This is a genomic window from uncultured Microbacterium sp. (genome assembly GCF_913776565.1).
Lineage (GTDB): Bacteria > Actinomycetota > Actinomycetes > Actinomycetales > Microbacteriaceae > Microbacterium.
Genome location: NZ_CAJYPF010000019.1, coordinates 1 through 7,462 on the forward strand (window position 1 = coordinate 1; position 7,462 = coordinate 7,462).

The 7,462-nt window shown below is 69.1% G+C and carries 8 protein-coding genes and 1 pseudogene; all 9 read left to right on the forward strand.

Going from position 1 to position 7,462, the window contains the following annotated elements:
- On the forward strand, positions 1–1,008 hold a 1,008-nt coding region (locus QZ433_RS01255), incomplete at its 5' end, for a GMC family oxidoreductase (RefSeq protein ID WP_295779635.1).
- Positions 1,009–1,057: 49 nt separating this feature from the next.
- A complete protein-coding gene (locus QZ433_RS01260) occupies positions 1,058–1,516 on the forward strand; it encodes a DUF6379 domain-containing protein (protein ID WP_366761854.1) in 459 nt (152 codons plus the stop codon).
- Entirely contained in the window at positions 1,513–2,613 is a 1,101-nt protein-coding gene (locus tag QZ433_RS01265; protein WP_295779636.1) for a TIM barrel protein, read from the forward strand. The genes QZ433_RS01260 and QZ433_RS01265 overlap by 4 nt, the downstream gene beginning before the upstream one ends.
- 13 nt (positions 2,614–2,626) lie before the next feature.
- The gene (locus QZ433_RS01270; protein ID WP_295779637.1) at positions 2,627–3,661 is read left to right on the forward strand and encodes a TIM barrel protein; all 1,035 of its coding nucleotides are present in this window, start codon (positions 2,627–2,629) and stop codon (positions 3,659–3,661) included.
- Between the two features lie 26 nt (positions 3,662–3,687).
- Positions 3,688–4,470 (forward strand): nuclear transport factor 2 family protein, encoded by a 783-nt coding sequence (locus QZ433_RS01275; protein WP_295779638.1) that lies wholly within the window; start codon positions 3,688–3,690, stop codon positions 4,468–4,470.
- Between the two features lie 12 nt (positions 4,471–4,482).
- Positions 4,483–4,899: a DUF6379 domain-containing protein gene (locus QZ433_RS01280; RefSeq protein WP_295779639.1), complete on the forward strand. Its 417-nt coding sequence runs from the start codon at positions 4,483–4,485 to the stop codon at positions 4,897–4,899.
- Entirely contained in the window at positions 4,896–6,104 is a 1,209-nt protein-coding gene (locus QZ433_RS01285; protein WP_295779640.1) for a Gfo/Idh/MocA family oxidoreductase, read from the forward strand. The genes QZ433_RS01280 and QZ433_RS01285 overlap by 4 nt, the downstream gene beginning before the upstream one ends.
- A gap of 14 nt (positions 6,105–6,118) precedes the next feature.
- Positions 6,119–7,123 (forward strand): sugar phosphate isomerase/epimerase, encoded by a 1,005-nt coding sequence (locus tag QZ433_RS01290; protein ID WP_295779641.1) that lies wholly within the window; start codon positions 6,119–6,121, stop codon positions 7,121–7,123.
- 4 nt (positions 7,124–7,127) lie between these two features.
- Positions 7,128–7,462, forward strand: a pseudogene (locus QZ433_RS01295) (ThuA domain-containing protein); the annotation flags it as partial.

Below are 7,462 nucleotides of genomic sequence, written 5' to 3' on the forward strand. Positions count from 1 at the left end.
GCGGTGGACGCGGGTCGCGTCGACGCCACGAAGGTGCAGCGGATGCCGCTCGCCGTGCACCGCCGCGACGACGGTCGGCTCGTGTGGTCGGGCTCGGACATCGTCCTGGGCGACGTCACGCGCGAGAACCCCGGCTTCTCGCTCTTCGACGAATCGCTCGTCGTGCGCGTCGTCGTCGAGGGCGGTCGCGCGGCCGGCGTCGTGGTCCGCGATCTGCGCTCCAGCGACGAGCACCGCGTCGCGGCCCGCTTCGTCGTCGTCGCGGCCGACGCGCTGCGCACGCCGCAGCTGCTCTGGGCGTCGGGGGTGCGCCCCGAGGCCCTCGGGCGGTACCTCAACGATCAGGCGCAGGTCGTCTTCGCCTCGCGCCTGCGCGACATGCCGCCGCTCGCCGAGGATGCCCCGACGACGGGCCTCGCGGAGTACAGCGGGGTCAGCTGGGTGCCCTTCACCGATGACATGCCCTTCCACGGGCAGATCATGCAGCTGGACGCCTCGCCCATCGCCCTGGCCGAGGACGACCCCGTCGTGCCGGGATCGATCGTCGGACTCGGCCTGTTCTGCGCGAAAGACCTGCGGGCCGACGACCGCGTCGTCTTCGACGACGAGCACGTCGACGGATACGGGATGCCGGCTCCCCGCATCCACTACCGCCTCACGGAGCGCGATCACGAGGTCGTGGAGCGCGCGCGGCGGGAGATCGTGCGCCTGGCAGAGGCCATCGGCGACCCGGTCGGCGATCGGCCGTTCACCCTGCCGCTCGGTTCGTCTCTGCACTACCAGGGCTCGACGCGGATGGGCGCGACGGACGACGGCACGAGCGTGTGCGACGTCGACAGCGAGGTGTGGGGCGTTCCGGATCTGTTCGTCGCCGGCAACGGCGTCATCCCGACCGCGACGGCCTGCAACCCGACGGTGACCTCGGTCGCCCTGGCGGTGCGCGGCGCGCGCAAGATCGCGGCGGTGCTGTCGCAGGAGCGGGCCGCCGCCGTCTCGGCATCCGTCTGATCCTTGCTTATGCAGGAATCAGACATTAAAGTGTAGGAATCAAGACAAAGTGGTCTGCGGCTCCGGCCGCGCCGACGAGGAGGTCATGGTGATCCCGGATCGCATCATCGAGCAGGGCACGCTCAGCGCCGCGGGCGGTCGGGTGTCGGTGGAGGTGCGCCTGCCCTGGTACCGGGCGCTGCCGGCCTCCTGCATCTCGGGCGCGAAGCTGGCCGTCGACGGGGTCGAGGCACCGGTCGCCTCACTGCGGTGGCGGATGAACGGCGAGGAGCTCACCTTCGCCGAGATGAAGACCAACACCGCGCAGTGGTGGTTCCCCACCGACTCGGCCGTGCTCTCGGGAGACCTGGAGATGGATGCCGGGGAGCACGAGGTGCGCGTCGACCTCGAGCTCTACATCCCGTACATCATCATGACCGACGAGAACTCCGCCGACAGCGTGCTGCACATCGAGGAGCACGACACCAAGACGATGACCGCACGCCAGGTCGAGGAGGCCCGCGCATGACCGCGCTCGGCACGCCCATCCAGGGCGTCACGCTCTACAGCTTCACCCGCGCGTTCCACGGGCGCGAGTACGACCTCGACCAGCTGATCCGCAAGACGGCGGCCGAGGGCTTCGGCCCGGGCCTGGAGATCATCGGGTTCTCGAGCTTCCGCGGCTTCCCCGAGATCGACGACCACTTCGCGGGTCGCTTCTCCGACCTCGTCGACGAGGTCGCTCTGGTGCGCACCTCGCTCGCCGTCAACGCCGACATCGGCCTGCGCCCCGACAAGCTCATGAACCAGGACGAACTCCTCGCCTACATGCGCACGCAGATCGCGGCGGCGGCGAAGCTCGGCTTCCCGATCGCCCGCGTGCAGATCTCCCTCACCCCCGACTCGATGGAGGCGCTCGCCCCCATCGCCGAGGAGTACGGCGTCACCCTCGCCCTCGAGGTGCACGCCGACCAGTACGCCTCGCACCCCCGCATCCTGGCCCTGCGCGACCGGTACGAGAAGGTCGGGTCCCCCTTCCTCGGCTTCACGATGGACTGGGGAGCCACCGTCACCGGCTTCGCGCCCTCGCTCGTCGAGGCGTACCGCCGCCGCGGTGCGTCGGAGGAGCTGCTCGCCGCGGTCGTCCAGCTCTGGGACGACTTCTACGAACAGGGTCCGCCCGCCGACCAGGCCGATCACGGCCAGCGCTTCGGTCGCTTCATCGGTCTCGCGCACCAGCACGGTCGCCCCGACCTCGGCATCGACTTCGGCATCAACGGCACCGGCCTGTTCGGTCCCGCGCGCGTCGACGACTGGCTCGAGATCATGCCGTGGGTGAAGCACGTGCACGGCAAGTTCTTCGGCATCGACGAGAACGGGAACGAGCCGTCGGTGCCGGTCGCCGACCTCATCACGCTGCTCGTGGACAACGGCTACAGCGGTGCCGTGTCGAGCGAGTACGAGGGCTGGCACTGGAACCACTGGCAGAACCCCTTCGAGATCGTCCGCGGCGAGCAGGCCATCCAGCGCACCGCCGCCGAAGCCGCCGGTTCCCGGATGATCACGGATGCCGCCGAGGCGCGCCGCGCCCTCGACGCCCACCTCGCGCACGCCGTGCGCGCCTGAAAGGACCCGCTTCATGAGCGACGGCATCGCCGGAACCGGCATCCGCCTCGGTACCACCCTTTACTCGATGACGAGCGAGTTCGCCGCGGGGCTGTACACCCCCGAGACGCTGATCCGCGAGGTGCACGACCAGGGCATCGGTCCGGGCGTCGAGTTCAACTTCGCCCAGCTCCTGCGCTCGTACCCCGATGTCGACGCGGAGTTCACGAAGCTCTGGTTCGACTCGCTCGAGAGGTACGGCCTCGAGGCGAGCGCCGTGGGCACCAACCTCGACATGGGGCGCCGGGCAGACCGCGACATGACCCCCGACGAGGAGCACGACTTCTTCGCCCGTCAGTTGAGGTCGGCGCACACCCTCGGCTTCACGACCGTCGTCATCCGCTCGGCCGGCAAGGAGCTGCTGCGTCGCCTGCTGCCCCTCGCCGAGAAGTACGACCAGCGACTCGCGTACGAGATCCACGCGCCCTCGGGACCGAACGATGCGAAGGTGCTCGAGATCCGGGAGGTCTACGACGAGCTCGGCAGCGACCGTCTCGGCTTTACCGCTGACTTCTCATCGACCATGCACTCCCTGTCGCCGACGCTGCTGCGCACGCTCGGCCAGATGGGGATGGACGAGAAGCACTTCCCCGTCATGGAAGAGATCTGGCGCGAGCCCACGCCCATGCACGTGCGCAATCAGAAGTTCGAGGACTACCTCGCGGGCGAGGGCGTCGATCCCCTGCGTTTCGGGCCCTTCACGCGTCTGGCCTTCAACATGCACGGTCTCGTGCCGCCGGAGGAGTGGCTCGACATCATGCCGCAGATCTTCCACGTGCACGCGAAGTTCTACGACATCGGCGCCGACGGCGAAGAACCGGCCATGGACATCCCGCGCATCGTGAAGCAGTTCGTCGTCGGGGGATACGAGGGCTACCTCTCCAGCGAGTGGGAGGGTCACGCCTTCAGCGACCTCGGCGAGAGCGACCCCATCGACCTCGTCAAGAAGCAGCACGCGCTCATGCGCACCGCCATCGAAGAAACCGTCGCGGCGCCCCAGCCCGCGTGATCCACCACCACACCGAAGGAATGACCATGTCGAACACCACCACCGAGGCATCCGTCTCCGACCTCATCGCCGAGGTCACCCGCCTGCGCGAGCAGGTCGAGGCCGCCCACGCCCTCGCGCAGCGCGCCGAGGACCGCGGGCAGGTCGAGAACCTCTTCAACCGCTACATGTACCTGCACAACGCGTTCGAAGACGAGCAGATCATCCCGCTGTGGGTGAAGGAGGGCACCGAGGGGATCCGCGCGCGCTACACCAACGCCGGTCAGTACACGACCTGGCAGAGCGTCACCGACTACCACCGCGGGCGGCCCCACCCCGAGGGCAAGCTCATCCTGCACGCCACCAACACCCCGGTGATCGAGGTCGCCGGCGACGGCAAGACCGCCACGGGCGTGTGGATGATGGCGGGCACCGAGTCGGGTCTGACCGACCCGAAGGTCGCCGAGGAGTTCCCCGACATGTACTCGCCCGAGGAGGTGCTCGGCAAGAAGGTCTGGGCCCACTGGGTGTGGTGCAAGTACGCGATCGACTTCCTCAAGCAGGACGGCGAGTGGAAGTTCTGGAAGTTCCGCTGCTACGAGCTCGCCCGCGCTCCCTTCGAGGAGAACTGGGTCGCGTTCGGCCTGAAGAACCAGGGCGCGTTCGACCTGGACCTCATGTACTTCGGCGACGACGGCAAGCCCGTCTTCATGCCGAAGGCCGACGAGCCGGTCCCCTCCACGAACCACCCGTACAGCCCCCAGACCACGCAGAAGCTCGAGCCCGCGCCGCCGGTCGCGCACCAGACCTTCTCCGACAACTACGCCTGAGAGACAGCCCCCATGGCCACCCACAACTCGCTCTTCGCCGAGAAGGACGTCCGTCGCACCGACGACGGCCTCGCCGTCTCGGTGCAGTTGCCCTGGTACCGCAGCCTGTGGCTGTCGGCCGTCGATGACGTCGCCGCGACGGTGAACGGTGTCGCCGTGTCGAAGGACGACCTGCGGTTCTCGCTCGAGGGCCGCGAGTACCGCGTCGAAGAGCTGCCCGAGCAGTCCGAGACGCTGTGGTTCGTCGCCGACCGCCCCGACGTGCTGATCCACCTCGACACCCCGCCCGCGGCGGGCGAGACGGTGACCGTCGAGGTCGTGCTGACGATGCGTCTGCTCTACATGCAGATCATGCCGGGGGCCGACGGCGGCCCCGGGCGGTACGTCACGAACCGGGTGCCGGTCGAGCGGGAGCTGGTGCTGTCATGACCCGTCGACGGGCTCAGGGTCCCGCGCTGCGCGTGGCGATGATCGGCTACGGCTTCATGGGGGCCGCGCACTCGGTGGGGTGGCGCCAGGCGCCGCGCATGTTCGACCTGCCGCGCGCGGTCGAGATGACCGTGGTGGTGGGACGCAACGCGGATGCCGTGGCATCCGCCGCCGAGAAGTGGGGGTGGGCCGAGTCGGCCACCGACTGGCGCGAGGTCATCGGGCGTGACGACATCGACATCGTCGACATCGTCACGCCCGGCGACTCGCACGCCGAGATCGCCATCGCGGCCCTCGAGGCGGGAAAGCACGTGCTGTGCGAGAAACCGCTGGCCAACACGGTGGCCGAGGCCGAGGCCATGGCCGAGGCGGCGGCGCGGGCTCGGGCTCGCGGCATCCGGTCGATGGTGGGATTCACCTACCGGCGCGTCCCGGCCGTCACGCTCCTGCGCGACATGATCGCCGAGGGCGCGGTCGGCACGGTGCAGCAGGTGCGCGCGGCGTATCGGCAGGACTGGCTCGTCGATCCCGGGATGCCGCTCGCCTGGCGTCTGCAGAAGGAGCACGCGGGTTCGGGGGCGCTCGGTGACATCGGCGCGCACATCATCGACATGACCCAGTTCGTGACCGGTCTGGGCGTGGAGCGGGTCTCGGGCACGATCGACACCATCGTGAAGGAGCGTCCCCTTCCCGCGGACGGGTCGATGGGGCTGACGAAGGGGGCCGGCGCCGGAGAGACGGGCGCGGTCACGGTCGACGATGTCGCGCTGTTCACCGGGCGCCTCGACAACGGCGCGCTGGCGTCGTTCGAGGCGACGCGCTTCGCCACGGGACGCAAGAACGCCCTCACCATCGAGGTGTCGGGCGACCGCGGGGCCCTGGCCTTCGACCTCGAGGACCTCAACAGCCTGCGGTTCTACGACCGCACGGCGCCCGAGGGGCGTCAGGGCTTCACGCAGGTGCTGGTGACCGAGCCGCAGCACCCGTACGTCTCGGCGTGGTGGCCCGCGGGTCACATGCTCGGCTACGAGCACGGCTTCACCCACCAGGTGGTGGACCTCGTCGACGCGATCGACGCCGGCACCGACCCGCACCCCTCGTTCGACGAGGGGCTGCGCGTGCAGCGCGTGCTCGACGCGGTCGAGCGCAGCAGTGAGAATGAATCGGCCTGGACCGGCGTCGCCGCCGGGGTCCCGGTCGCCTGACGCGAAGGAGCATCATGGCCCGCCCGATCACCCTGTTCACCGGCCAGTGGGCCGACCTGCCGTTCGAAGAGGTCGCGCGCCTCGCCGGGGAGTGGGGCTACGACGGTCTCGAGATCGCCTGCTGGGGCGACCACATCGACGTCTCGCGCTGGGACGACGCCGCCTACGTGCAGTCGCGTCGGGACATCCTCGAGCGCAACGGCCTGAAGGTGTGGACGATCTCGAACCACCTCGTCGGCCAGGCGGTGTGCGACGACCCGATCGACGAGCGGCACCACGACATCGTGCCGCCGCGGGTGTGGGGAGACGGGGATGCCGAGGGCGTGCGGCAGCGCGCGGCCGAAGACCTCAAGAACACTGCGCGCTTCGCCGCGAAGCTCGGCGTGAAGACGGTCACCGGCTTCACGGGGTCCAGCATCTGGAAGTACGTCGCGATGTTCCCGCCCGCCTCCGACGCCATGATCGAGCGCGGGTATGCCGACTTCGCCGAGCGGTGGCATCCGATCCTCGATGTCTTCGAGGAGGTCGGCGTGCGCTTCGCCCTCGAGGTGCACCCGTCCGAGATCGCGTACGACTACTGGACGGCGAAGAAGACGCTCGAGGCCATCGGGCATCGGGGGAGCTTCGGGTTCAACTTCGACCCCTCGCACTTCGTCTGGCAGCAGCTGGACTCGGTGGCGTTCGTCCTCGACTTCGCCGAGCACATCTTCCACGTGCACTGCAAGGAATCGACGACGAACCTCGACGGCCGCAACGGCGTGCTCGGCTCGCACCTGTCGTGGGACAACCCCCGCCGCGGGTGGACCTTCGTCTCCACCGGACACGGCGATGTGCCGTGGGAGCCGCTGTTCCGCGCGCTGAACGCGATCGGCTACGACGGACCCACGAGCGTGGAGTGGGAGGATGCCGGCATGGACCGCCTCGTCGGCGGCCCCGAGGCCCTCGCCTTCGTGCGCAAGCTCGGCGAGATCACCCCGCCGCACCAGCTCTTCGACGCCGCGTTCTCGAACAAGGGCTGATCCGGTGATCGACGTCCTGATCCTCTCGGGGCACATGACCATCGAGCACGACAACGCCCACCGCAGCTTCCGCCAGCACAACCAGTGGATCACCACACTGCTGGAGGACACCGGGCGCTTCCGGGTCCGCGTCGTCGAGGATCCGCGGGGACTGCCGGCGAGCGTCATCGACAGATACGACGTGCTCATCGTCATCTTCGAGGGCCGCGACGGCTACCACGACATGGCGACCGGGTTCGGGGCGGAGACGGATGCCGCGATCCTGCGCTTCGTGCACGACGAGGGCAAGGGCATCGTCTGGTTCCACGGCTCCGCGGCGCAAGAGGACCGCTGGGGCTA

Excerpts from the sequence above, each read along its gene's own strand:
- QZ433_RS01265 (WP_295779636.1), top strand. The coding sequence starts at position 1,513 with ATGACCGCGCTCGGCACGCCCATCCAGGGCGTCACGCTCTACAGCTTC.
- QZ433_RS01280 (WP_295779639.1), top strand. The coding sequence starts at position 4,483 with ATGGCCACCCACAACTCGCTCTTCGCCGAGAAGGACGTCCGTCGCACC.
- QZ433_RS01270 (WP_295779637.1), top strand. The coding sequence starts at position 2,627 with ATGAGCGACGGCATCGCCGGAACCGGCATCCGCCTCGGTACCACCCTT.
- QZ433_RS01275 (WP_295779638.1), top strand. The coding sequence starts at position 3,688 with ATGTCGAACACCACCACCGAGGCATCCGTCTCCGACCTCATCGCCGAG.
- QZ433_RS01290 (WP_295779641.1), top strand. The coding sequence starts at position 6,119 with ATGGCCCGCCCGATCACCCTGTTCACCGGCCAGTGGGCCGACCTGCCG.
- QZ433_RS01285 (WP_295779640.1), top strand. The coding sequence starts at position 4,896 with ATGACCCGTCGACGGGCTCAGGGTCCCGCGCTGCGCGTGGCGATGATC.